Raw genomic sequence first — 24,424 nt, 5'->3', positions numbered from 1 at the left:
GCAGGCATGACGACGGCGAACCGCAAGAAGATCCTGCTCAACGCGTTCAACATGAACTGCGTCGGGCACATCAACCACGGGCTGTGGACGCATCCGCGCGACCGCTCCGCGCACTACACCGATCTCGACTACTGGGCCGATCTCGCGAAGACGCTCGAACGCGGCAAGTTCGACGGGATCTTTCTCGCGGACATCGTCGGCGTGTACGACGTGTTCGGCGGCGGCCCCGAAGCGGCGCTGCGCGAATCGGTGCAGGTGCCGGTCAACGATCCGCTGCTGCTCGTGCCCGCGATGGCGCAGGTCACGCGGCATCTCGGCTTCGGCGTGACCGCGAACCTGACCTACGAGCCGCCTTATCTGTTCGCGCGCCGCATGTCGACGCTCGATCATCTGACGAAAGGCCGCGTGGGCTGGAACATCGTCACCGGCTACCTCGACAGCGCCGCGCGCGGGATGGGCCTCGCGCAGCAAATCGGCCACGACGACCGCTACGAGCGCGCGGACGACTACATGGACGTCGTCTACAAGCTGTGGGAACAGAGCTGGGACGACGACGCGGTGATCCGCGATGCGCAGGCGCGCGTGTTCGCGCAGCCGGGCAAGGTGCGGCGCGTGAAGCACGACGGGCCGTTCTATTCGGTCGACGCGATCCATCTGAGCGAGCCGTCGCTGCAGCGCACGCCGGTGCTGTACCAGGCCGGGTCGTCGGCGCGCGGCGTCGAGTTCGCGGGCCGTCACGCGGAATGCGTGTTCGTGAACGGGCAGAGCAAGGCGGCCGCGCGCGTGGCGGCGCTCGACATCCGCGCGGCCGCCGCGCGGCAGGGCCGCGATCCGGCATCGATCCGGATCTTCGCGGGCGTGAGCGTCGTGACGGCTGAGACCGAGCGGCTCGCACGCGAGAAATTCGACGAATACCGGCGCTATGCGAGCCCCGAAGCCGGCCTCGCGCATTTCGCGAGCTCGACCGGCATCGATTTCGCGCAGTACGGCCTCGACGAGCCGATCTCGTACGTGAAGACCGATTCGATCCAGTCGGCCGTCGACGCGATCTCGCGCAAGAGCACGACCGGCACGTGGACCGTGCGGCGCATGCTCGAACAGATGTCGCTCGGCGGCCGTTACGCGCCGATCGTCGGCTCGCCGTCGCAGGTCGCGGACGAACTGCAGTCGTGGATCGACGAGACCGGCATCGACGGCTTCAACCTGACGCGCACCGTGATGCCCGAATCGTTCGAGGATTTCGTCGACTGGGTCGTGCCGGAACTGCAGAACCGCGGCGTCTACAAGGAAGACTACGATCCCGCGCCGACGCTGCGCGAGAAGCTGTTCGGCGCGGGCCCGCGCCTGCCCGCGTGGCACACCGGCGCGCAGCACCGGCCGGCCGCCGCGGCGCAAACCGAACCCGCGCATCCCGCGCATGCGTGAACCTGACGGAGCGAAGCGATGACGCAATTGTTCGATACGCTGGGTTTCATCGAGCCGTCGGCCGTGCGGGCCGGCGCGGGGGCCGCGGCGCGTGACGAAGCGGCCGCGCGATATGACGGCGTGGCCGTCTCGCTGGAGCAGGTCGGCAAGGTATTCGCGACGCCGCGCGGCCACGCTGCCGCGCTGCGTGACGTGACGCTCGACGTGCGGCGCGGCGAGGTGTTCGGGATCATCGGCCGCAGCGGCGCCGGCAAATCGACGCTGCTGCGGCTCGTGAACGGTCTCGAACGGCCGAGTTCGGGCCGCGTGCGCGTGCAGGGCGTCGACGTCGGCGCGCTCGACGAGGATGGGCTCGTCGCGCTGCGGCGGCGCACCGGCATGGTGTTCCAGCATTTCAACCTGCTGTCCGCGAAGACGGTGTTCGAGAACGTCGCGCTGCCGCTGAAGATCGCCGGCGTGCCGAAGGCCGAGCGCGTGCGCAAGGTCGAGGCGCTGCTCGATCTCGTCGGGCTCGCGGCCAAGCGCGATGCGTATCCGGCGAGCCTGTCGGGCGGGCAGAAGCAGCGCGTCGGCATTGCCCGCGCGCTCGTGCACGATCCCGAGGTCCTGCTGTGCGACGAGGCGACGTCGGCGCTCGATCCGGAGACGACGCAATCGATCCTCGCGCTGCTCGCCGACATCAACCGCCGCCTCGGGCTGACGATCGTGCTGATCACGCACGAGATGGAAGTGATCCGCGCGGTGTGCGATACGGTCGCGGTCATCGAACAGGGGGAAGTGGTCGAAACGGGCGCCGTGTGGCGTGTGTTCGGCGATCCGCGCCACGGCGCGACGCGCGCGCTGCTCAGTACGCTGCAGCATGACCTGCCGGCCGAGCTGGCCGCGCGTGTGCAGCCGCTGCCCGAACAGGCCGCGTTGCCCGACGGTGCGCAGGTCGTGCTCGACGTCCGCTATACGGGCGAGAGCGGCGGCGAGCCCGACGTCGGCGCGCTCGCGGCGGCGCTCGGCGGCTCGGTGCGGTTCCTGCACGGCGGCATCGAGCGTATTCAAGGCCATGCGCAGGGGCGGCTCGTGATCGCGGCCGCGCCCGGCGTGGACGATACGGGCGCGCAGCCTGCGCGCCGCGCGGTCGCCGTGCTGCTCGAACGCGCGCGGCGCCACGCGAATCACGCGGAGGTGCTCGGTTATGTTTGAGCTCTGGTGGCCCGAACTGCTCGACGCGATCCGCGACACGCTGTCGATGGTCGCGGCATCGGCCGCGATCGCCGCGCTGCTCGGCATTCCGCTCGCGGTGATCCTCGTCACTACCGCACCCGGCGGGATCTACGCGCGGCGCGGCGTGAACGCGGTGCTCGGCGCGCTCGTCAACGTGTTCCGCTCGACGCCGTTCATCATCCTGCTCGTCGCGCTGCTGCCGTTCACGCGCGTGCTGATCGGCACGACGATCGGCGTGTGGGCAGCCGTCGTGCCGCTGTCGATCGCCGCGATCCCGTTCTTCGCGCGGATCGCCGAAGTGAGCCTGCGCGAAGTCGATCGCGGGCTGATCGAGGCGGCGCTCGCGATGGGCGCGAAGCGTCGCCACATCGTGTGGCACGTGCTGCTGCCGGAGGCGCTGCCCGGCATGCTCGGCGGCTTCACGATCACCGTCGTCGCGCTGATCGGCTCGACCGCGATGGCGGGCGCCGTCGGCGCGGGCGGGCTCGGCGATCTGGCGATCCGCTACGGCTATCAACGTTTCGACACTACCGTCATGGCGACCGTGATCGTGATCCTGATCGCGCTCGTCTCGGCCGTGCAAATCACGGGCGACCGCCTGGTCCGACGCGTGACCCGGCGTACCTGAGCGACGCCACAAGCGTCCGCTCGTTTCATTCCTGATCCTGAGAGAACCTACCCATGACCTTGCCCATCGGCGCTCCGCGCGAGTGGAACGGAGCATTCGAGGAAGCGCTGTTCCTGGACGTGGCGCGACGCCACCGTCCGGACTTTCCGGCCAAGCTCGCGACACCGCCGCGCGAGCCGCGCAACGACGACGAACTGGCCGCCGTCGCCGACTACTACACGAAGATGGCGTCGCACGACCTGTTCATCGTGCAGGTCGTCGCGAAGGCGATCGACACGCTGTTCCGCGACGATCCGCATTTCCAGCTGATCCTGTCGCGCCAGCTCGGCGACGACGGCGCGCACGCGGTGATCGGCCGCGAACGCGTCACCGAACTGACGGGGCGCGATCCGCTGCCGGAAGTCGACCGGCTCGTCGCCGCGCACTGGGCGCGCATCGGCGACATCGCGGTGCGCGACGTCGCGGGTTTTCTTGCGTTCGAATGGCATTACGAGCTGCACATCCTCGCGAAGCTGTGGATCCAGCGCAAGACCGGCCGCATCGGCGACAGCGCGATGCGCGAGCATGGCGAGAACCGGATCCGGCCGGACGAGGAGTGGCATCGCGTGCAGATCGTCCAGTGGTGGTTCGACACGCTGAAGGCGCTGCCGGCCGCCGAGCGCGACGCGCTGATCGATCGCGTGATCGCGGCCGACGAGGAAACGCAGGCACGGCTCGACGGTTATCTGCACGACGAATACGCGCACACCGCGCACGTGTTCGGCGCCGATATCGCCGAATACCGCGCGATCTACGACGACTGGCGGCGCGAGATCCTGTCGCGCCTCACCGGCCACCGGCTCGAGGCGCTGGTGCCGCTGTCGGGCGCAACCGTCGCACAGGAAGCCCTTGCATGAACGATCCACGCGGCCCGGCGACCTTCGCGCCGGATACCGATGCACCGGCCGTCGACCGCGACGCGCTGGCGCGCGCGATCGACGCGCTGCGCGTGACCGCCGCCGAGCGCGACCGAACGGGCGGTCACGCGGCGCAGGAGAAACAGTGGCTTGCCGACGCGGGCCTGTTGACGCTCGCGGTGCCGCGCGCGTTCGGCGGGCAGGAAGCCGCATGGCCCGAGATCTACGACGCGATCCGGCAGGTCGCGCGCGTCGACAGCGCGCTCGCGCATCTCGTCGGGTTCCAGTGCCTGCAGGTGGTGAGCGTCGACGTATGGGGCAACCCGGCGCAGCGCGAACGCTATCTGCGCGGCACGGTCGAGCAGCGCTGGTGGTGGGGCAATGCGGTCAATCCGCTCGATACGCGGCTCATCGCCACGGCGACGCCCGACGGCGGCTACCGGCTCGACGGCGTGAAGGGCTTCTGTTCGGGTACGCGCGGGTCGCAGCGCATGACGGTGTCCGCGCACGATCCGGCAAGCGGCCGCACCGTGTTCGGCGTCGTGCCGACCGATCGTCCGGGGATCACGGTCAACGAGGACTGGGACCCGATCGGCCAGCGCCAGACCGACAGCGGCAGCGTGCGCTTCGACGGCGTGACGCTCGCGGCGGACGAGGTGCTGCATCGTTCCGAAGCGCCGCCGACGCCGCGCGCGACGCTGCGCACGCTCGTGTCGCAGCTCGTGCTGACGAACCTGTTCGTCGGCCTGGCGGAAGGCGCGTTGGCCGAGGCGCGCGATTACGTGCGGCAGCACGGCCGCCCGTGGATTCACGCGGACGTCGCGCAGGCGGAAGACGATCCGTACACGCTGCAGCGTGTCGGCGACATGCGCGTGCGCGCGATCGCCGCGGCGGCACTGGCCGATCGCGCGGCCGCTGCGTTGCAGCGCGCGTGGGCGCGTCAGGATGCGCTGACGGCCGACGCGCGCGCCGACGTCGCGCTTGCGGTATCGGAAGCGAAGATCGTCGCGCAGCGCGCGGCGCTCGACAACGGCGAAGCACTGTTCGACGCGTGCGGCGCGCGCGCGACGGCCGCGTCGCTCGGCCTCGACCGTTTCTGGCGGAATGCGCGCACGCATACGCTGCACGATCCGCTCGACTACCGGTTGCGCGATGTCGGCCGGTTCGCGCTGACGGGGGAATTGCCGCAGGCGTCGCTTTATACGTGACGGCAATACGGGCGCGGGGCCGCTGCGCGGCGGCTCCGCGCCGACGGTCCGGTGCGGGCGCTTGCCGTTCCGGCCGGCACATCGTTCGATCGGAGCGCTGGACGTTCAAAATGATATGTTATATCGTTGCGATACAATATATCATCTGCTCCTCGACCTCCTCTTCCGGAATCGCCCGATGCGCATCGCACCCCGTCCGTCCACGCGGCTTCCCGTGACCGTCCTGTCCGGCTTCCTCGGCGCCGGCAAGACGACGCTGCTCAACCACATCCTCAACAATCGCGAGGGCCGGCGCGTCGCGGTCATCGTCAACGACATGTCCGAGGTCAACATCGATGCGGCGCTCGTGCGCGACGGCGGCGCGGGCCTGTCGCGCACCGACGAGAAGTTGGTCGAGATGAGCAACGGCTGCATCTGCTGCACGTTGCGCGAGGATCTGCTGATCGAGGTCGACCGGCTCGCGCGCGAAGGGCGCTTCGACCAGCTCGTGATCGAATCCACCGGCATCTCGGAGCCGCTGCCGGTGGCCGAGACGTTCACGTTCGAAGGCGAGGACGGCCGCAGCCTCGGCGAAGTCGCGCGGCTCGACACGATGGTGACGGTGGTCGACGCATTCAATTTCCTGCGCGACTACGCGTCGCGCGACAGCCTGCGGTCGCGCGGCGAATCGATGGGCGACGACGACGCGCGCACGGTCGTCGATCTGCTGGTCGACCAGATCGAGTTCTGCGACGTGATCGTGATCAACAAGATCGACCTGATCGACGCCGGCGCGCGCGAGCGGCTGGTCGCGCTGCTGCGCGGGCTGAACCCGCGCGCGCGGATCGAGATCGCCGAGTTCGGCAAGGTGCCGCTCGAGCGCGTGCTCGACACGGGCCTGTTCGACTTCGACGAGGCGTCGCGCGCGCCGGGCTGGCTGCAGGAGATGCGCGGCACGCATACGCCGGAGACCGACGCGTACGGGATCCGCAGCTTCGTCTACCGCGCGCGGCGGCCGTTCCATCCGCGGCGCTTCTTCGAGCTCGTCGAAAGCGAATGGCCGGGCGTCGTCCGCTCGAAGGGGTTCTTCTGGCTGGCCACGCATCCGACCGTCGCCGGGTCGTGGTCGCAGGCCGGGGCGGTCGCGCGGCACGGGCCGGCGGGTTACTGGTGGGCGGCCGTGCCGCCCGAGCGCTGGCCGCGGGACGCCGAGGCCGTCGCGCAGATCCGCGCGCGCTGGGACGAGCGCGTCGGCGACGCCCGCCAGGAACTCGTGCTGATCGGCATGGACATGGACGAGCCCGCGCTGCGTGCGCGCCTCGACGCGTGTCTGCTGACCGACGCCGAGATGGCCGCCGGCCCCGAACACTGGACCACGTGGGACAACCCGTTTCGCGACTGGTCCTGACCTGAACGCGCGCTGCCTGCATCGATCCGGATGGACAAGGCGCGCCACCGGAATCCGAGCATGAATGCAGCCCTTCCCGATGTTTCCCTGACCGATGCCGCGCCCGGCCGCCGTCCGCTCGAATGGGTCGGCATGCAGGGCATCGACCTGCCCGCCGCGGTGGCCGAGCCCGGCTGCCGGCGCGACGTGCATGCCCGCGCCGACGTGCAGGTCGATCTGCCCGCACCGCACGTGAAAGGCATCCACATGTCGCGGCTGTACGGGCTGCTCGACCGGCTCGCCGACGGCGAAGCGCTGTCGCCGGCCGGCCTCGGGCGCGTGCTGCGCGCGATGGTCGACAGCCATCGCGACTGCGACACGCGCAGCGCGCGCGTGCGGCTGCGCTTCGACCTGCTGGCCCGCCGCCCCGCGCTCGTGACCGAGGGGCTGGCCGGGTGGAAGGCGTATCCGGTGCGGATCGACGCGACGCTCGCCGGCGAAGCGTTCGAGCTGCGCGCCCAGGTGACGGTCGCCTATTCGTCCACATGCCCGTGCTCGGCCGCGCTGTCGCGGCACTGGGTCGAACAGGCATTCCTGGCCGCGTTCGGCCGCGAGGATCGCGTGGCGCCGGCGGCCGTCGCCGCATGGCTGAAACGGCATGCGTCGGCCGCCACGCCGCACAGCCAGCGCAGCGAAGCCGTCGTCGGCGTGGCGCTGCCCGCCGCCGGCGCGACGCTGGGGCTGATCGACCTGATCGATCGCGTCGAGCACGCGCTCGGCACGCCGGTGCAGACGGCCGTCAAGCGCGCGGACGAACAGGCGTTCGCGGTGCTGAACGGCGGCAACCTGATGTTCGTCGAGGATGCCGCGCGCCGCGTGCAGGCCGCGCTGGACGGTCGTCACGCGAATCCGTGCGTCCAGGTGCGCCATCTGGAAAGCCTGCACCCGCACGATGCGGTGGCCTGGGCCGCGCCGATGGCGGAAGGCGCCGGCGCATGCTGATCCGCAAGCTGTTCCGGTTCGAGAATGCGCATGTCGTGCGCGGCTGCAGCACGCGGCGCTGCTCGCATTCGATCCACGGCCATTCGTACCGCGTCGAGTTGCTGCTCGAAGCGCACGCGCTGGACCATGGGCAGATGGTCTACGACTTCGGGCTGCTCAAGGGCGACGTGCGCGACCTGATCGATGCGTTCGATCATGCGGTGACGCTGTGGTCGGACGACGATCCATGCTACGTCGAAAGCATGCGTCGTTTTTCCGAGCGCTGGGTGGTGCTGCCCGTGTCACCGAGCGCCGAACAGTTCTCGCGCGTGTTGTTTCGCCTCGTCGACGCGGCGCTGAGCGGCACGCGCATGTCGAACGGCGAAGCCGACGTGCGGCTGCATTCGGTCATCGTGCACGAGACCGAGACCGGCTACGCGCAGTGTTTTCGCGACGACGCCTTCAATCCGCGCATGGGCCCGATCGACCTCGATGCGATCGTGTTCGCCCCGGCCATCGCCGCGCAGTGGCGCGATCCGGGCCTGTTCGAGCGGCTCAGGCGCGGCCCCCTCCTTTCCCGGCAGGAATCCTCATGATCCGAAAGAACCCGCGCGGCGACCTGCCGCGGATTCATCCGAACGCCTTCGTCGACCCGACCGCCATCCTGTGCGGGCACGTGATCGTCGAGGAGAACGTGTTCATCGGCCCGTACGCGGTGATCCGCGCGGACGAAACGGATGCCGACGGCCGGATCGCGCCGATCGTGATCGGCGCGCATTCGAACATCCAGGACGGCGTCGTGATCCATTCGAAGTCGGGCGCGAGCGTGACGATCGGCCGGCACACGTCGATCGCGCATCGCGCGATCGTCCACGGGCCGTGCAAGGTCGGCGACGGCGTATTCGTCGGGTTCAACAGCGTGCTGTTCAACTGCACGATCGACGACGGCTGCGTGGTGCGCTACAACGCGGTCGTCGACGGCTGCCATCTGCCGCCGGGCTTCTACGTCCGTTCGACCGAACGCATCGGGCCGGAAACCGATCTCGCCGCGTTGCCGCAGGTCACGGCCGATGCGAGCGATTTCTCCGAGGACGTCGCGCGCACGAACAATGCGCTGGTGCTCGGCTACAAGCACATCCAGAACGAGTTCTGAGTCATGGGCGAGCGGATGGGGCATGACGCAACCGACGCGCCGACGCGTCGCCACGTCGACCTGCTCGTGCAGGGCGGCACGGTGATGACGCCCAACGGCGCCGAACGGATCGACGTCGCGTGCGCGGCGGGCCGCGTGGTCGCGCTGGGCGCGTTGCAGGGCAGCTGGCGGGCCGACGTCGTGCTCGATGCGCGCGGATTGCATGTGCTGCCTGGCGTGGTCGACAGCCAGGTGCATTTCCGCGAGCCGGGGCTGACGCACAAGGAGACCTTCGAAGCCGGCACGCGCGGCGCGGTGCTCGGCGGCGTCACGACCGTCTTCGAGATGCCCAACACGCATCCGTTGACGCTGAGCGGGCAGGACCTGCAGGCGAAGCTGGACCTGGCGCGCGGTCGCGCGTGGTGCGACTACGCGTTCTATATCGGCGGCTCGGCCGTGAATGCGGAGCGGTTGCCGGCACTCGAGCGCCTGCCCGGCTGCGCGGGCGTGAAGGTATTCATGGGCAGTTCGTTCGGCGACCTGCTGGCCGACGACGCAACCGTGTTACGCCGGATCCTGCGCAACGGGCGCCGGCGCATGGCCGTGCATGCGGAGGACGAGGCGCGGCTGCGCGAACGCAAGGCGATCGTGGAAGCGAGCGGCGACGTGCGCGATCATCCGCGCTGGCGCGACGAGGACAGTGCGCTGATCGCGACGCGGCGCATCGTCGGGCTGGCGGCCGAAACGGGCCGTCGGCTGCATGTGCTGCACGTGTCCACGGCGGACGAAATGGCGTTTCTTCAACACCATCGGCGGCGCGTGACGGTCGAGGTCACGCCGCACCACCTGAGCCTCGCTGCGCCGGATTGCTACGAGCGGCTCGGCACGTTCGCGCAGATGAATCCGCCCGTGCGCGAGCGGCGTCACCGGGACGCGTTGTGGCAGGCCGTCCGCGACGGCGTGGTCGACGTGATCGGCAGCGATCACGCGCCGCATACGCGCGACGAAAAGCGGCACCCGTATCCGCAGTCGCCGAGCGGGATGACCGGCGTGCAGACGCTGCTGCCGCTGATGCTCGACCACGTGCATGCGGGCCGCTTGAGCCTCGAACGGCTGGTCGACCTGACCAGCGCCGGGCCGGCGCGCATTTTCGGCATCGAGGGGAAAGGGCGCATCGCGGCCGGCTACGACGCCGATTTCAGCATCGTCGACCTGCGGGCGCGACGGATCATCCGCGACGAATGGATCGCCAGCGTGAGCGGCTGGACACCTTACGACGGGTGCGCAGTCACGGGCTGGCCCGTGCATACGGTCGTGCGCGGGCAGGTCGTCGTGCGCGACGGCGCGCTGAACGGGCAGCCGGCCGGGGAGGCCGTCACGTTTCTGGACGCCTAGATCGGCAGGCGAACCGTCTGCTTGATGCGCTTCAGCGGAATCTCGGTTTCGACGTTGCGGACGCCTTCGATCTGCGTGAGCGTTTCCATCTGGAAGCGTTGGTAGTCGTCGAGATCGCGCGCGATCACGCGCAGCAGATAGTCGTAGCTGCCGGCCATCAGATGACATTCGAGCACTTCGGGCGCCTGCTCCATCTCGCGCGCGAAGCGCTCGACCGTCGTCTTGTCCTGGCGCTCCAGCGTGACGCGCACGAACGCGCTGAATCGCAGGTCGACGGCGGCGGGATTCAGCAGCGCGACATAAGCGTCGATCACGCCCTGTTCCTCGAGCAGATGAACGCGGCGCAGGCAGGGCGTGGCCGACAGCCCGGCCTGTTGCGCGAGTTCGGCATTCGTCTGATTCGAATTCCGTTGCAATGCGCGCAGAATGCGCCGATCGATTGCATCCAGTTTGATTGACATTTTTGACTACCATGAGCGTGATTGCTAGAGAATAGCGCCAAATCAGGCCGGTGAAGTAGCCAAATTTGCATCCAATCTCCACGGAAGGGCGTCGATAATCTGACGACCGGCCGGGCGATTCCCGTCCGTCGGCCATCCCGTTCTGGAGTGCTCCCATGTCGCATCTATCCTGGTTGCCGTTCATTGCAACGTCGCTGCTGGTCATCGTCACGCCGGGCCAGGACATGGTTCTCGTGATGTCGCGCACGCTGTCCGGCGGCACGCGCGCGGGCCTCGTGACCGCCGCGGGCGTCAGCGTCGGGTTGCTCGTGCACACGATGCTCGCGACGCTCGGGCTGGGCGCGCTTCTTCAGGCATCCGAATGGTTGTTCACGGCGCTGAAGGTGATCGGCGCGCTGTACCTGCTGTACCTCGGCATCACGTTGCTGCGTTCGTCGGGCGAACTGTCGCTCGCGAGCAGCAGCAGCGGCGGCGCGCAGGTGTCGCGGCTGCGTACGTTCGCGCAAGGCGCGCTGTCCAACGTGTCGAATCCGAAGGTCGCGCTGTTCTATCTGGCGTTCCTGCCGCAGTTCGTGCCGGCGGGCACCGCGCATCCGATGCGGTCGCTGTTCGTGCTGGGCGCGACGTTCGCCGGCCTGACGTTTCTCGTCAAGGGGCCCGTCGCGCTGTTCGCCGGCCTGCTGTCGGCATCGATCCGGCGCAACCCGCGCATCCTGACGCGCCTGCACCGCGTCAGCGGCGTGGTCCTGCTGGGGCTTGGCGTGAAGCTGGCGCTCGAGCGCCGCTGATGGCGGTCATGACGCGGGCAGGGTGTCCGCCAGCGCCCGCATTGCGTCGACCGTCTCCGGATTCGCCGGAAAGAACGCCTCGATCGCGAGTTCCGACAGCGTCACGTCGACCGGCGTGCCGAACACCGTCGTCGTACTGAAGAACGTCAGCTCGCCGGCCGCCGTGCGCAATCGCAATGGCACGGCGATATCCGCGAAATCGGCGCGTGCCGGCGGGGTGTCGGGCTGGCCGCCCGGCGCCGGATACGCGGCGAGCTCGTCGCGCAGCGCATGCAGCGTGCGGTCGCCGCTCGCGTCGATCTGCCGCTGCAGCCGATGCAGGATGTGCGCGCGCCATTCATGCCAGTTGGCGATCTGCGATGCGAGGCCGTCCGGATGCAGGCTCAGCCGCAGCACGTTGACGGGCGGCTGCAGCAGCGCCGGATCGGCCCGCGCGACCAGCGCGCCGAGCATCCGGTTCGCGGCGAGCAGCACCCAGTGGCGGTCGACCGCGAGCGCCGGGTAGGGCTCGTGGCCGCGCAGCACGGCTTCGACCGCGTGGCGCGCGGCGTCGAGTTGAGGATCCGAAAACGGCCGTTCGCGAAACAGCGGTGCGAAGCCGGCCGCGACGAGCAGCGCATTGCGTTCGCGCAGCGGCACGTCGAGGCGTTCGGCGAGGTGCAGCACCATCTCGCGGCTCGGCTGCGCGCGGCCCGATTCGACGAAGCTCAGGTGGCGCGCGGAGACTTCCGCGTCGAGCGCGAGCGCCATCTGGCTCAGGCGCCGGCGCTGGCGCCACGTGCGCAGCAGCGGGCCGACGCCGGACGCGCGGCCGGCGGACGGGGAGGGCGAATGGGCGGTGGCGGTCGGGTTCATGACGCGGATGATAGGCAATCTCGCGCACCTTGGGCATTACCTGTCAGGTAAGCATCGCGCCGCTCCCCGGGCCCTGGCGCGTCGCGGCGCTGCGTTACCATGGCGACCGTGCCACCTGAGAGGCGGCGCCGGACCCGCGAGACCAATCACGGGCCGGTGCCGCGCACATTCACGACAAGGCATTCCAGGGGAATCCAACAATGAAAAGACTTGCCGTCCGGCTCGCCTGCGTGGCGACGCTCGCACTCGCCGCGACCAGCGGCCACGCGCAGACCGAAGCTGCGCAGGTGGAAATGAGGGCCGCCGCCGCGGCCGCCAACGAAGCGGTCGTGAAAGGGCCGACCGACATCGACGTGAAACACGAAGCCGTGCTGAAGCTGAAGGCCGGCGAGTCGTTCGTGCCGGCCGCCGAGGCCGGCCGCTACCTGCGCTCGATGGGTAATTCGATCGACGAAGCCAAGCTGGTCGGCCTCGTGCTGCCCGACGACCCGGACGCCGACTGGATTTCGGTCGTGTCGTTCGAGCCGAGCGGCTATATCCGCGACGACGACGCGAAGGACTGGAAGCCCGACGAGCTGCTGAAGAGCCTGCAGGCCGGCACCGAGGAAAACAACCCGGCGCGCAAGGAGCGCGGCCTGCCCGAAACCGAGGTGGTCGGCTGGGCGAAGGCGCCCGCGTACGACGCGGCCACGCACCGGCTCGTGTGGTCCGCGATTATCCGCGACAAGGGCGCGGCGCCGAATGCCGCAAACGACGGCGTGAACTACCGGACGCTCGTGCTGGGCCGCGACGGCTACCTCTCGCTGACGATGGCGTCGACGCTTGCCGACCTGCCGAAATACAAGGCATCGGCCGACGACCTGCTGTCGAACATCAGCTTCAACGACGGCAAGCGCTACGCCGATTTCAACCAGTCGACCGACCACGTTGCCGAGTACGGGCTGGCGGCGCTGATCGTCGGCGTCGGCGCGAAGAAGCTCGGCCTGCTCGCGCTGATCGGCGCGTTCGCGGTGAAGTTCTTCAAGATCGGCGCGGTCGCGCTGCTGGCCGGCGGCGCGGCGCTCAAGCGCTTCTTCGGGCGCAAGCCGAAGGCCGCCGCGGTGCCGGCGGTCGCCGACGCGTCCGAGGCAGCCGCCACGGAGCGCAAGGAATGACGAAGCTGCTGCTGCTGATCTTCGGCGGCCTCAAGCTCGGCAAGGTGCTCGTGTCGGCGGGCACCATGCTGGCGTCGATCGCGGTCTACGCGCTGTTCTACGGCTGGCGGTTCGCGGCCGGTTTCGTCGCGCTGCTGCTGGTGCACGAGGCCGGCCACTACGTCGCCGCGCGGCGGCGCGGGCTCGACGTCGGGCTGCCGACCTTCATCCCGTTCGTCGGCGCATGGATCCAGCTGAAGGCGATGCCGCACGACGCGGAAACCGAGGCATACATCGGGCTTGCCGGGCCGTTCGTCGGCACGCTCGGCGCGCTGGCCTGCTACGCGGCCGCGCGGCACACCGACAGCAACCTGCTGCTCGCGCTGTCGTACACGGGCTTCTTCCTGAACCTGTTCAACATGATTCCGCTGTCGCCGTTCGACGGCGGGCGGATCACCGCGGTGCTGTCGCCGCGCATCTGGTTCGCGGGCGTGCCCGTGCTGATCGCGCTGTTCGTGTATCGCCCGAGCCCGCTGCTGATCGTGATGGCGATCCTCGCGCTGCCGCAGCTGAAGCGCGCGTGGCGCTACGATCCCGACGCGCCGGAGAACCGCGTGTACTACGCGACGTCGATCGAGACGAAAACGACGTACGCGCTCTGCTACGTCGGCCTGCTCGCGTTCCTTGCGCTGATGACGTCCGGCGTGCACGACATGCTGCGCGTCGCGCATTCCGCCGCTTGATGCGAAAACGGCGGCCGCTCGAAAGCGGCCGCCGTTTGCATGGAACGTCGACCCTCAGGCGTCGCGATGACGCAATTCGACGCGCTTGATGTCCTTCACGATCACGAGATAGCTGAACACGGTGACGAGCGCGTTCAGCCCGACGAACACGAGCGCGCCGTTGAACGAGCCGCTCGCGCCGACGAGGTAGCCGATCGCGATCGGCGCGACGATGCCGGCCGTGTTGCCGAACATGTTGAACAGGCTGCCCGACAGGCCGATCGCCTCCTTCGGCGCGGTGTCCGCGACGACGGCCCAGCCGAGCGAGCCGATCCCCTTGCCGAAGAACGACACGGCCATCAGCACGATCACCAGCGCTTCGCTGTCGACGTAGTTGCAGCCGATGATCGCCATCGACAGCGCCATCCCGCCGACGATCGGAATCTTGCGGGCGAGCGTCAGCGACACGCCGCGACGGATCAGCGCGTCCGACAGCATTCCGCCGAGCACGCCGCCGAGGAACCCGCAGATCGCGGGCAGCGACGTCATGAAGCCGGCCTTCAGCAGCGACATGCCGCGCGCCTGCACGAGATAGATCGGGAACCACGTGAGGAAGAAGTACGTGAGCACGTTCACGCAATACTGGCCGAGGTACACGCCGATCAGCATCCGGTTCGACAGCAGCTGGCGCACGTAGTACCAGCCGGCGACGCGGCCGCCTTCCGCGCGCGTGCCGCCGGCGTCGCGCGGCCCGGCGGGCCGGCCCGCCGATCGCACGAGCCCGCCGCCCTGTTCGATATGGTCGAGTTCCGCGCGGTTCACCGCCGGATGGTCGGCCGGGTCCTTCATGACGCGCAGCCACAGGAACGCGAGCGCGATGCCGGCCAGGCCGAGCCACAGGTACACCTGGTGCCAGCCGTACGCATGCGTGAGCCACGCCATCAGCGGCGAGAACACCACGGCCGCGAAGTACTGCGCGGCGTTGAAGATCGCCGACGCGGTGCCGCGCTCGGCGGTCGGGAACCAGCTCGCGACGACTTTCGCATTGGCCGGAAACGCGGGCGCCTCGGCGATGCCGACCGCGAAGCGCATCGCGAACAGCGCGGCGACCGCGAACGCGGCGCTGCCGCCGAGGCCGATCGTGCTCTGCAGCAGCGTGAACGCCGACCACAGGAAGATGCTCGCCGCATAGACGCGCCGTGCGCCGAAGCGGTCGAGCAGCCAGCCGCTCGGCAGTTGCGCGAGCACGTACGCCCAGCTGAACGCCGAGAAGATGTAGCCCATCGTCACCGGATCGATGCCGAACGCCTGGCGGATCGGCGTGCCGGTGATCGACAGCGTCGCACGGTCCGCATAGTTGAGCGTCGTGACGACGAACAGCATCGCCAGGATCCAGTAGCGCACGGCGGTCCGACGCGCGGTGCGCGCGAGGTCGAGCGGAAGATCGCGAGGGGAAGTCTGATGGCTCACTTTGAATGTACGTCGTCGTATGACATGACTGAAAGTTTATTGATAATGGCCGGATGCATAAACTTCGGGTTTTCCCTTTGAAGCGTGTCGCCACAGTGTGGGAAAGTCGTGAGAACCTGGCCGGACAAGGCTTACGGGTGTATCGTCGGCGCCCTCGCAAACGGCGGACAGGGGGCGATGATGTCAGCGGACATCGTATCTGTTGCGCTACAATGAGCCATTCATTCCCGAACCACGGAGCACATCCCATGCAACTGACAGGAGAGATGCTGATCGGCGCCGACGCGGTGGCCGGCTCGGCCGGAACCTTGCACGCGTTCGACCCGACGCAGGGCGCGCCGATCGACGCGCCGGCGTTCGGCGTCGCGTCGCCGGCCGATATCGACCGCGCGTGCGAACTCGCGCGCGACGCGTTCGATGCGTACCGCGCGCAGCCGCTCGCGGCCCGCGCGGCGTTTCTCGAGGCGATCGCCGATGAAATCGTCGCGCTCGGCGATGCGCTGATCGAGCGCGCGCACGCCGAAACGGGCCTGCCCGTCGCGCGGCTGCAGGGCGAGCGCGGCCGCACCGTCGGCCAGCTCCGGCTGTTCGCGCGCGTCGTGCGCGACGGGCGCTTCCTTGCCGCGTCGATCGATCCCGCCCAGCCCGCGCGCACGCCGCTGCCGCGTTCGGACCTGCGTCTGCAGAAAGTCGCGCTCGGGCCCGTCGTCGTGTTCGGCGCGAGCAATTTCCCGCTCGCGTTCTCGGTGGCCGGCGGCGATACGGCGTCGGCACTCGCGGCCGGTTGCCCGGTGATCGTCAAGGCGCACGAGGCGCATCTCGGCACGTCCGAGCTGGTCGGCCGCGCGATCCGCGCCGCCGTCGCGAAAACCGGCATGCCGGCCGGCGTGTTCTCGCTGCTGATCGGCCCCGGCCGCGCGATCGGCCCGGCGCTCGTCAGCCATCCGGCGGTCCAGGCCGTCGGCTTCACCGGCTCGCGGCAGGGCGGCATGGCGCTCGTGCAGCTCGCGAACGCGCGTGCGCAGCCGATTCCCGTCTACGCGGAAATGAGCAGCATCAACCCGGTCGTGCTGTTCCCGGCCGCGCTCGCCGCGCGCGGCGACGCGATCGCGACGGGCTTCGTCGATTCGCTGACGCTCGGCGTCGGCCAGTTCTGCACGAACCCGGGCCTCGTGCTCGCGATCGACGGCCCCGATCTCGACCGCTTCGAAACCGTCGCCGCGCAGGCGCTCGCGAAGAAGCCGGCCGGCGTGATGCTCACGCACGGCATTGCCGATGCGTACCGCAGCGGTCGCGGCAAGCTGGCCGAACTGCCGGGCGTGCGCGAAATCGGCGCGGGCGAGGCGGCGCAGACCGACTGCCAGGCCGGCGGCGCACTGTACGAAGTCGGCGCGCAGGCGTTCCTGGCCGAACCGGCGTTCAGCCACGAGGTGTTCGGGCCAGCGTCGCTGATCGTGCGCTGCCGCGATCTCGACGAAGTCGCGCGCGTGCTCGACGGGCTCGAAGGCCAGTTGACGGCCACGCTCCAGATGGACGCCGACGACAAGCCGCTCGCCCGCCGGCTGCTGCCGATCCTCGAACGCAAGGCCGGGCGCCTGCTCGTCAACGGCTACCCGACGGGCGTCGAGGTGTGCGATGCGATGGTGCACGGCGGGCCGTTCCCCGCGACGTCGAACCCGGCCGTCACGTCGGTCGGCGCGACGGCGATCGAGCGTTTCCTGCGGCCCGTGTGCTATCAGGACTTTCCGGACGATCTGCTGCCCGAAGGGCTGCAGGACGGCAATCCGCTGGCGATCCCGCGCTTGCGGGACGGTAAGGCGGAATGACGGACGGCGGCCCGGCAACGAACGCCGGGCCGCTCCCCGGAGGGACGAAAGCGGAGGCGGCCGACGGGTCGCCTCCGCTTTTTTCGTGGTGTCTTCCGCGTTTCCCGAATTTCTCCTACAGTACCGGTGCCTCGGGCCGCCCGGCCTGCAGGCGAGCCTGAGAGACCGACAAAAGACAACGAGGGAACCCTCCATGAACATCAACAAGCGTGGCGATCACCTGTTCGCGGCCGGATTGTGGAAAGCGATCGGCGACGTCGCGAAATCCGTGCGCACCCAGATCGGCCAGTACAGCGAAGGGCGTGTGCTCGCGAACGCGCTGCAGGAATTCCAGCGCGACCTCGGCGGCAGCGAATTCGACGTGACGATCAACCAGGGGCGGCTCGTCACGGGCGCCGACGCCCATTCGCTCGTGTTCGGGCAGGCCGTTCGCCGTTTCCGGCAGGACATGGAAGCGCTGGTGTTTGCGCTCCAGTACCGGCGCAGCATCGACGAGCGCGACCCGAACCTGCGTACCGACGCGCTGATGCAGGCGAACAGCCAGCTCGCGACCGCGAAGCAGTCGGCGACGATCACGGTCGGCCGGTTCTTCGATGCGGTCGTCGACCGCGACGTGCTCGGGCAGATCCTCGGCGGCGAATCGAATGCGCGCACCCGCGCGGGCGCACAGGGGCAGATCGAGGCGACGCGGGTCAAGCTGGGGAACGTGCGCTACCGGATCGTCGGGATCATCGCGCAGATGTGACGGCGGCGGCATGCATCGCGGCGGATGCGTGCGCGATCGCGGAAAGGAAGGGTAACGAACGATCGCGGCCGGCGCGTGCCGGCCTGCGATGCAGGCGTGCCGGCCGCGGCGCCGATGAGGGCCCGCGCCGCCGGCGAACGCCGCTTACTGCGGGCCCATCTTCTTGATCAGCACGTCGAGCTCGGCGGCTTCCGCCTCGGTGAGGTCGACGAGCGGCGCGCGCACCGGGCCCGCGTCGTGGCCGACGAGCCTTGCGCCTGCCTTCACGATGCTCACCGCATAACCGGCACGGCGGTTGCGGATCTTCAGGTACGGCAGGAAGAATTCGTCGATCAGGCGGCCGACCGTCGCGTGGTCGTCCTTCGCGATCGCTTCGTAGAATTCCATTGCCGTCTTCGGGATGAAGTTGAACACGGCCGACGAGTACACCGGCACGCCGAGCGCCTTGTACGCGGCCGCATAGACTTCGGCCGTCGGCAGGCCGCCGAGGTACGCGAAGCGGTCGCCGAGGCGGCGGCGGATCGTGACCATGCTCTCGATCTCGCCGACGCCGTCCTTGAAGCCGATCAGGTTCGGGCAACGGTCGGCGAGGCGCTCGAGCATGTCGGCGTTCAGCTTCGAATTCGCGCGGTTGTACACCACGACGCCGATCTTCAGCGCGCGGCACACCTGCTCGACGTGGTCGGCGATTCCTTCCTGGCTCGCTTCGGTCAGGTAATGCGGCATCAGCAGCACGCCGCTCGCGCCGAGGCGCTCGGCTTCCTGCGCGTACTCGATCGCGACGCGCGTGGCGCCGCCCGCGCCGGCGAGGATCGGCACCTTGCCCTTGCAGGTTTCCGTCGCGACGCGGATCACGTCCGAATACTCGCGCTGCGTGAGCGAGAAGAATTCGCCGGTGCCGCCCGCCGCGAACAGCGCGCTCGCGCCGTACGGCGCGAGCCATTCCAGGCGCTCGGCGTAGGTGGACGGACGGAAGTTGCCGCCGGCGTCGAAATCCGTCAGCGGAAACGACAGCAGGCCGTGGGAGATGATCTGTTTGAGTTCTTGCGGTGAAGTCATGATTGGGTCGTCCGTCTAGCGCGAGTGCTGGGTTCGTCGGGAAACGGCATGCGAGCCGAATTGGCGATGTCGTTGTATGTCATCGTACAACGAGGGAAAAGGTGGCGCAAGCGGTTTGCTGGCCGTTCAAGGTCAGGGTCTTTCCGGATCAGGGTTTACGCAGCATCGCGGGTTGAGGTTGAATGTCGTATGATGACTAACGATATCGCCGACAGCTTTCAGGAATTGCAATGACTGCTTCCCCTCTCTACATCCGCGTGCATCCGGCCGACAACGTCGCGATCGTCGTCAACGACGGCGGCCTGCCCGAAGGCGCGACGTTCGCCGACGGGCTGACGCTGTGCGAAGGCGTGCCGCAGGGGCACAAGGTCGCGCTCGTCGATCTCGCGGCCGGCGATCCGGTCGTCCGCTACAACGTGGTGATCGGCTATGCGCTGACGGACCTGCGGCGCGGCAGCTGGGTCAACGAGCGCACGATGCGCATGCCCGAGCCGCCGGGGCTCGACGACCTGCCGCTCGCGACGCGTGCCGCGCCGCCGCTCGAGCCGCTCGAAGGCTATACGTTCGAGGGTTTCCGCAATGCCGACGGCTCGGTCGGCACGCGCAACATCCTGGCGATCACGACGACCGTGCAGTGCGTGTCGGGCGTCGTCGAGCATGCGGTGAAGCGGATCAAGGACGAACTGCTGCCGCGCTACCCGAACGTCGACGACGTGGTCGGGCTCGAACACACGTACGGCTGCGGCGTCGCGATCGACGCCCCCGACGCCGACATCCCGATCCGCACGCTGCGCAACATCAGCCTGAATCCGAATTTCGGCGGCGAAGTGATGACCGTGAGCCTCGGCTGCGAGAAGCTGCAGCCCGAGCGCCTGCTGCCGCCCGGTGCGATTCCGGTGACCGCCGACGGCACGGCCGGCAACGGCGGCGTCGTATGCCTGCAGGACGCCGCGCACGTCGGCTTCAACTCGATGATCGACTCGATCATGAAGATGGCCGAAGCGCATCTCGAGCGGTTGAACCGCCGCCGCCGCGAGACGTGCCCGGCGTCGGATCTCGTCGTCGGCGTGCAGTGCGGCGGCAGCGACGCGTTCTCGGGGCTCACCGCGAACCCGGCCGTGGGCTTCGCGGCCGACCTGCTGGTGCGCGCCGGCGCGACGATCATGTTCTCGGAAGTGACCGAAGTCCGCGACGGCGTCGCGCAGCTCACGTCGCGCGCGGCGAGCGAAGCGGTGGCGCGCGAGATCATCCGCGAGATGGACTGGTACGACCGCTACCTGCAGCGCGGCCGCGTCGACCGCAGCGCGAACACGACGCCCGGCAACAAGAAGGGCGGCCTGTCGAACATCGTCGAGAAGGCGATGGGGTCGATCGTGAAGTCGGGCAGCGCGCCGATCGCCGGCGTCGTGCGTCCCGGCGATCGCGCGCGGCAGAAGGGGCTGCTGTACGCGGCGACGCCCGCGAGCGATTTCATCTGCGGCACGCTGCAGCTCGCGGCCGGGATGAACCTGCACATCTTCACGACCGGCCGCGGCACGCCGTACGGCCTCGCGCAGGTGCCGGTGATCAAGGTCGCGACGCGCAGCGATCTCGCGCGCCGCTGGCACGACCTGATGGATCTCGACGCGGGGCAGATCGCGACCGGCGCGGCGACGATCGAGGACACCGGCTGGGCGTTGTTCCGGCTGATGCTCGACGTCGCGAGCGGCAAGCGCCGCACGTGGGCCGAGCAGTGGAAGCTCGCGAATGCGCTGACGCTGTTCAATCCGGCGCCGGTGACCTGATGCGCGCGAACGTGGCGGCACGCCGACGCGGGCGCCTTCGGGCGCCCGTTTTCGTTGCGGCCGCACGGGTGTGCCGGTGGTGGCAGGCGCGATTTCCTTACCTCCCGCGTAATCGACCGCCCGCGCGCGTCCGGCGACGATGGCGGCACGCGGACACGAAACGTTCGCGACATCGTCCCTTCATCGACACCAGGAGTCTTGCCATGAACACCGCCCGATCCGCTGCGTCCGTTCACACCGGCCTGATCGACCGCTACATCGACGCATGGAACGAACCCGACGTCGCACGCCGCCGCGCGCTGATCGATGCGACCTACGCGAGCGACGCGGCGTATCGCGATCCGCTGATGAGCGGCGACGGCCACGCGGGCATCGACACGATGATCGCGGCGGTGCAGGAACGCTTTCCCGCCTGCCGCTTCCGCCGCACGACCGACGTCGACGGCTTCGGCCGGCACCTGCGGTTCTCGTGGGCGCTCGTGTCGCCCGACGGCGCGGCGATCGTGAAGGGTTCGGACTTCGGCACCGTCGACGCGTCGGGCCGCCTCGCATCGGTCACGGGTTTCATCGACGAAATGCCGGCCGCGGCGTCGTAATGCGGGCGATGCATGCGCAGCGGCCGCCGGGATCGGGTAACGTTACGCGGTTCCTTCCCGATCCCGGAGACTAGCCGACATGCTGAAGAATCTCGACCCGCTGCTGCACGCCGACATCCTGCACACGCTGCGCGCGATGGGCCATGGTGACGAAATCGCGATCTGCGATGCGAATTTCCCGGCGGAATCCGTCGCGGAGCACACCGTGGTCGGCCGCGCGCTGCGGATCGACGGCGCCGATTCGGCGCGCGTCGTGCGCGCGGTGCTGTCGGTGCTGCCGCTCGATACGTTCGTCGACACGCCCGCGTGGCGGATGGAAGTCGTCGGCGACGCGGCCGCGGTGCCGCCCGTGCAGCGCGAAGTGCAGGCCGAGATCGACCGCGCGGAAGGGCGCGCGGTGCCGCTGACCGGCGTCGAGCGTTTCGCGTTCTACGAGCGCGCGCAGCAGACGTACGCGGTGATCGTCACCGGCGAGCTGCGCGGCTACGGCTGCTTCATCTTCAAGAAAGGCGTGCTGTTGAGCGACGCCGGCTAAACGCGTTTTTCGATGCGCCGGGCTGCCGGTGCCGCGGCCGCAGTGTAAAGATTTGCTACAACCTTTTTCTTGGACACCGCGGAAAGACCCTCTATGCTGGCCCATTTGCCGCGCGCCCCGCAGGGCCGCGCGGCGCTCCCGAGCCGCATGGGCGCGCCCGTGCGGACGGCCGAATTGCATACGAGGAGAAAGGCATGACGCGTTCCGTCGATTCCGGCGTCATTTTTTTCGCACGCCTGGCGCTGGCGGCGTTGTTTTTGTGGGGCGGCATCATGAAGCTGCTCGGCTACGGTGATTTCATCGCGTATCTGCATGCGATGAACGTGCCCTATCAACAGGTCGTCGCGCCGATCGTCGTCGCGATCGAGGGGCTGGGCGGCCTGCTGCTGATCGTCGGCTACAAGGTGCGGCCGCTCGCGCTGCTGATGGCGGTCTACACGATCGCGACCGCGATGGTCGGGCATAATTTCTGGGACGCGACGAATGCCGCCGTCCAGCACGACATGGTGATCCACTTCTGGAAGAACGTCGCGATCGCCGGCGGTTTCCTGCTGCTGTTCGTCACCGGCGCCGGCGGCGCGAGCATCGACGCGCTGCGCCGCCCGAGTTCGTCGTACGGCGTGCTGCGTTGAACTGAATCGATCCGCGGCGTCGCGCCGCACCAAGTCCGCACCAAGTCAAAAGGGCCGAATCCCGCACGTCGCGGGATTCGTCCCTTTCCGCATGAAACCGGCGCTTGCGCGCCGACGTTCAGCGCGCGTCCTTCACGTCCTTCGCATCCTTCGAGAACTGCACGGCGATCGCGCCGAGCACGCAGATCGCCGCGACGTACACGACCGGCGCGAGCGGGTTCGACTTCATCATCAGCGACACGATCACCGGCGTGAGGCCGCCGAAGATCGCGTACGCGACGTTGTACGAGAACGAGATGCCCGAGAAGCGCACGACGGCCGGGAAGCTCTTGACCATCACGAACGGCACCGCGCCGATCGTGCCGACCATGAAGCCCGCGATGCCGTAGTAGAGCGGCAGCGTCGACGTGTCGGCCGCGACCTGTGCGAACAGCAGGTAGTAGCACGCGGCCAGTCCGATGCCGCCGATCGCGAGCACGCGCTTCGCGCCGATCCAGCCCGCGAGCGACCCCGCGGTGATGCAGCCGGCCGTCAGGCACAGCGTCGCGACGCTGTTCGCGAACAGCGTCGTCGCGGGCGTCAGGTGGAACTGCTTCTGCAGCAGCGCGGGCGTCATCAGGATCACGACGACGATCGCGGCCGACAGCATCCACGTGAGCAGCATCGACACGATCACCGCGCGGCCGTGGTCGCGCAGCACGGCCTTCAGCGGAATCTCGGCCGCGAGCGCCTTTTTCGCCTTCATTTCGGCGAACACCGGCGTTTCGTGCAGCCAGCGGCGCAGGTACACGGAGAACAGCCCGAACACGCCGCCCAGCAGGAACGGAATGCGCCACGCGAACGCGGCGACTTCCGCCGTCGAGTAGCGGGTGTTGATGCCGGCCGCGACCAGCGAGCCGAGCAGGATGCCGGCCGTGAGGCCCGCGGTCAGCGTGCCGCACGCATAGCCGATGTGGCGCGACGGCACGTGCTCGGACACGAACACCCATGCGCCCGGCACTTCGCCGCCGACCGCCGCGCCCTGCAGCACGCGGAACAGCAGCAGCAACACCGGCGCGAGGATGCCGATCGTGTCGTAGGTCGGCAGCAGGCCCATCAGCAGCGTCGGCACCGACATCATCAGCACGCTCAGCGTGAACATCCGCTTGCGGCCGAACAGGTCGCCGAAGTGCGCCATGATCACGCCGCCGAGCGGGCGCGCGAGATAGCCGGCCGCGAAGATGCCGAACGTCTGCAACTGGCGCAGCCAGTCGGGAATGTCGTGCGGGAAGAAGAGCTGTCCTATCGCCGGCGCGAAGAACACGAAGATGATGAAGTCGTAGAACTCGAGGGCGCCGCCGAGTGCGGCAAGGCCAAGGGTCTTGTAGTCGCTGCGCGTGAGCGCGCGTTCGGCGGCGCGAGGCACGCCGCTCAATTCGGAAGCTTGCATGGTCAGGACGGTCGGTTTTCGAATGTTGTTGTCGGTGCTGCGTCTCCAGGGCCCGCTATCGGCATGGACTGACAAGGCGCGGCTGGCGTCGTCGAGGCGTGCCGCGTGCCGGGTAAGGCACGAAACACGCGCCGCCGCACCGG

At 68.9% G+C, this 24,424-nt stretch carries 24 protein-coding genes; 19 read left to right on the top strand and 5 right to left on the bottom strand.

The features are described 5' to 3' along the window. Positions 1-6: 6 nt before the first annotated feature. The 10 genes from AC1VVG_RS18640 to AC1VVG_RS18595 all read left to right on the top strand — a co-directional run bounded on the left by AC1VVG_RS18640 (position 7) and on the right by AC1VVG_RS18595 (position 10,246). Complete coding sequence (locus tag AC1VVG_RS18640) at positions 7-1,425, top strand: LLM class flavin-dependent oxidoreductase (RefSeq protein WP_482836005.1); 1,419 nt, start codon at positions 7-9, stop codon at positions 1,423-1,425. A gap of 18 nt (positions 1,426-1,443) precedes the next feature. After that, positions 1,444-2,619 carry a methionine ABC transporter ATP-binding protein gene (locus AC1VVG_RS18635; protein WP_034187800.1) on the top strand — a complete coding sequence of 392 codons (1,176 nt, stop codon included), beginning with the start codon at positions 1,444-1,446 and terminating at the stop codon, positions 2,617-2,619. Next, entirely contained in the window at positions 2,612-3,268 is a 657-nt protein-coding gene (locus AC1VVG_RS18630) for a methionine ABC transporter permease (RefSeq protein WP_034187801.1), read from the top strand. The genes AC1VVG_RS18635 and AC1VVG_RS18630 overlap by 8 nt, the downstream gene beginning before the upstream one ends. A 53-nt stretch (positions 3,269-3,321) precedes the next feature. After that, on the top strand, positions 3,322-4,164 hold the full coding sequence (locus tag AC1VVG_RS18625) for a hypothetical protein (protein ID WP_482836004.1): 843 nt from the start codon (positions 3,322-3,324) through the stop codon (positions 4,162-4,164). Then, positions 4,161-5,372 carry an acyl-CoA dehydrogenase family protein gene (locus AC1VVG_RS18620; protein ID WP_124610056.1) on the top strand — a complete coding sequence of 404 codons (1,212 nt, stop codon included), beginning with the start codon at positions 4,161-4,163 and terminating at the stop codon, positions 5,370-5,372. The genes AC1VVG_RS18625 and AC1VVG_RS18620 overlap by 4 nt, the downstream gene beginning before the upstream one ends. A gap of 178 nt (positions 5,373-5,550) precedes the next feature. Continuing rightward, a complete protein-coding gene (gene zigA / locus AC1VVG_RS18615) occupies positions 5,551-6,759 on the top strand; it encodes a zinc metallochaperone GTPase ZigA (protein ID WP_482836003.1) in 1,209 nt (402 codons plus the stop codon). Between the two features lie 60 nt (positions 6,760-6,819). After that, positions 6,820-7,740 (top strand): GTP cyclohydrolase FolE2, encoded by a 921-nt coding sequence (folE2, locus tag AC1VVG_RS18610; RefSeq protein WP_176730101.1) that lies wholly within the window; start codon positions 6,820-6,822, stop codon positions 7,738-7,740. Then, complete coding sequence (locus tag AC1VVG_RS18605) at positions 7,734-8,315, top strand: 6-pyruvoyl trahydropterin synthase family protein (protein WP_124670349.1); 582 nt, start codon at positions 7,734-7,736, stop codon at positions 8,313-8,315. The genes folE2 and AC1VVG_RS18605 overlap by 7 nt, the downstream gene beginning before the upstream one ends. Further along, complete coding sequence (locus AC1VVG_RS18600) at positions 8,312-8,872, top strand: gamma carbonic anhydrase family protein (protein ID WP_034187807.1); 561 nt, start codon at positions 8,312-8,314, stop codon at positions 8,870-8,872. Before AC1VVG_RS18605 ends, AC1VVG_RS18600 begins: the two co-directional genes overlap by 4 nt. 3 nt (positions 8,873-8,875) lie before the next feature. Continuing rightward, the gene (locus AC1VVG_RS18595; protein ID WP_473375919.1) at positions 8,876-10,246 is read left to right on the top strand and encodes a dihydroorotase; all 1,371 of its coding nucleotides are present in this window, start codon (positions 8,876-8,878) and stop codon (positions 10,244-10,246) included. Here the strand turns inward: AC1VVG_RS18595 and AC1VVG_RS18590 are convergent. Further along, positions 10,243-10,707 carry an Lrp/AsnC family transcriptional regulator gene (locus tag AC1VVG_RS18590; protein ID WP_034187809.1) on the bottom strand — a complete coding sequence of 155 codons (465 nt, stop codon included), beginning with the start codon at positions 10,705-10,707 and terminating at the stop codon, positions 10,243-10,245. The genes AC1VVG_RS18595 and AC1VVG_RS18590 overlap by 4 nt on opposite strands. A 155-nt stretch (positions 10,708-10,862) precedes the next feature. Between AC1VVG_RS18590 and AC1VVG_RS18585 the strand changes: the two genes are divergently transcribed. Next, a complete protein-coding gene (locus tag AC1VVG_RS18585) occupies positions 10,863-11,495 on the top strand; it encodes a LysE family translocator (protein WP_049032008.1) in 633 nt (210 codons plus the stop codon). A gap of 6 nt (positions 11,496-11,501) precedes the next feature. Here the strand turns inward: AC1VVG_RS18585 and AC1VVG_RS18580 are convergent, their stop codons facing one another. Continuing rightward, a complete protein-coding gene (locus AC1VVG_RS18580; protein WP_473375918.1) occupies positions 11,502-12,350 on the bottom strand; it encodes a helix-turn-helix domain-containing protein in 849 nt (282 codons plus the stop codon). Between the two features lie 200 nt (positions 12,351-12,550). Between AC1VVG_RS18580 and AC1VVG_RS18575 the strand changes: the two genes are divergently transcribed. Both AC1VVG_RS18575 and AC1VVG_RS18570 read left to right on the top strand, forming a co-directional pair. Further along, positions 12,551-13,504 (top strand): DUF2167 domain-containing protein, encoded by a 954-nt coding sequence (locus AC1VVG_RS18575; protein WP_049032009.1) that lies wholly within the window; start codon positions 12,551-12,553, stop codon positions 13,502-13,504. Further along, entirely contained in the window at positions 13,501-14,226 is a 726-nt protein-coding gene (locus AC1VVG_RS18570; RefSeq protein WP_301741408.1) for a site-2 protease family protein, read from the top strand. Before AC1VVG_RS18575 ends, AC1VVG_RS18570 begins: the two co-directional genes overlap by 4 nt. A gap of 54 nt (positions 14,227-14,280) precedes the next feature. Here the strand turns inward: AC1VVG_RS18570 and AC1VVG_RS18565 are convergent, their stop codons facing one another. Next, positions 14,281-15,675, bottom strand: a complete 1,395-nt coding sequence (locus AC1VVG_RS18565) for an MFS transporter (RefSeq protein ID WP_069706924.1) — start codon at positions 15,673-15,675, stop codon at positions 14,281-14,283. Positions 15,676-15,923: 248 nt separating this feature from the next. On the opposite strand from AC1VVG_RS18565, the gene AC1VVG_RS18560 reads away from it, so the two are divergent. Both AC1VVG_RS18560 and AC1VVG_RS18555 read left to right on the top strand, forming a co-directional pair. Further along, positions 15,924-17,501 (top strand): aldehyde dehydrogenase (NADP(+)), encoded by a 1,578-nt coding sequence (locus AC1VVG_RS18560; RefSeq protein ID WP_473375916.1) that lies wholly within the window; start codon positions 15,924-15,926, stop codon positions 17,499-17,501. A 193-nt stretch (positions 17,502-17,694) separates the two neighbouring features. Further along, positions 17,695-18,246: a hypothetical protein gene (locus AC1VVG_RS18555; protein ID WP_482836002.1), complete on the top strand. Its 552-nt coding sequence runs from the start codon at positions 17,695-17,697 to the stop codon at positions 18,244-18,246. A gap of 144 nt (positions 18,247-18,390) precedes the next feature. Here the strand turns inward: AC1VVG_RS18555 and kdgD are convergent, their stop codons facing one another. Next, positions 18,391-19,305 carry a 5-dehydro-4-deoxyglucarate dehydratase gene (gene kdgD, locus AC1VVG_RS18550; RefSeq protein ID WP_301741410.1) on the bottom strand — a complete coding sequence of 305 codons (915 nt, stop codon included), beginning with the start codon at positions 19,303-19,305 and terminating at the stop codon, positions 18,391-18,393. 230 nt (positions 19,306-19,535) lie between these two features. Between kdgD and garD the strand changes: the two genes are divergently transcribed. The 4 genes from garD (at position 19,536) to AC1VVG_RS18530 (ending at position 22,852) form a co-directional block, all read left to right on the top strand. Then, complete coding sequence (garD, locus tag AC1VVG_RS18545) at positions 19,536-21,089, top strand: galactarate dehydratase (protein ID WP_482836001.1); 1,554 nt, start codon at positions 19,536-19,538, stop codon at positions 21,087-21,089. A 203-nt stretch (positions 21,090-21,292) separates the two neighbouring features. Continuing rightward, a complete protein-coding gene (locus AC1VVG_RS18540; RefSeq protein ID WP_034187819.1) occupies positions 21,293-21,685 on the top strand; it encodes a nuclear transport factor 2 family protein in 393 nt (130 codons plus the stop codon). A 79-nt stretch (positions 21,686-21,764) separates the two neighbouring features. Next, positions 21,765-22,220, top strand: coding sequence for an RbsD/FucU family protein (locus AC1VVG_RS18535; RefSeq protein ID WP_034187820.1), 456 nt, complete (start codon positions 21,765-21,767; stop codon positions 22,218-22,220). 194 nt (positions 22,221-22,414) lie between these two features. Next, complete coding sequence (locus tag AC1VVG_RS18530) at positions 22,415-22,852, top strand: DoxX family protein (protein WP_049028982.1); 438 nt, start codon at positions 22,415-22,417, stop codon at positions 22,850-22,852. 118 nt (positions 22,853-22,970) lie between these two features. Here AC1VVG_RS18530 and AC1VVG_RS18525 read toward each other — a convergent pair whose 3' ends face one another. Beyond that, a complete protein-coding gene (locus AC1VVG_RS18525; protein ID WP_034187822.1) occupies positions 22,971-24,281 on the bottom strand; it encodes an MFS transporter in 1,311 nt (436 codons plus the stop codon). Positions 24,282-24,424: the final 143 nt, after the last annotated feature.

The organism is Burkholderia sp. L-4 (assembly GCF_056856535.1).
This window is presented reverse-complemented; position numbering and strand designations above follow the sequence as displayed.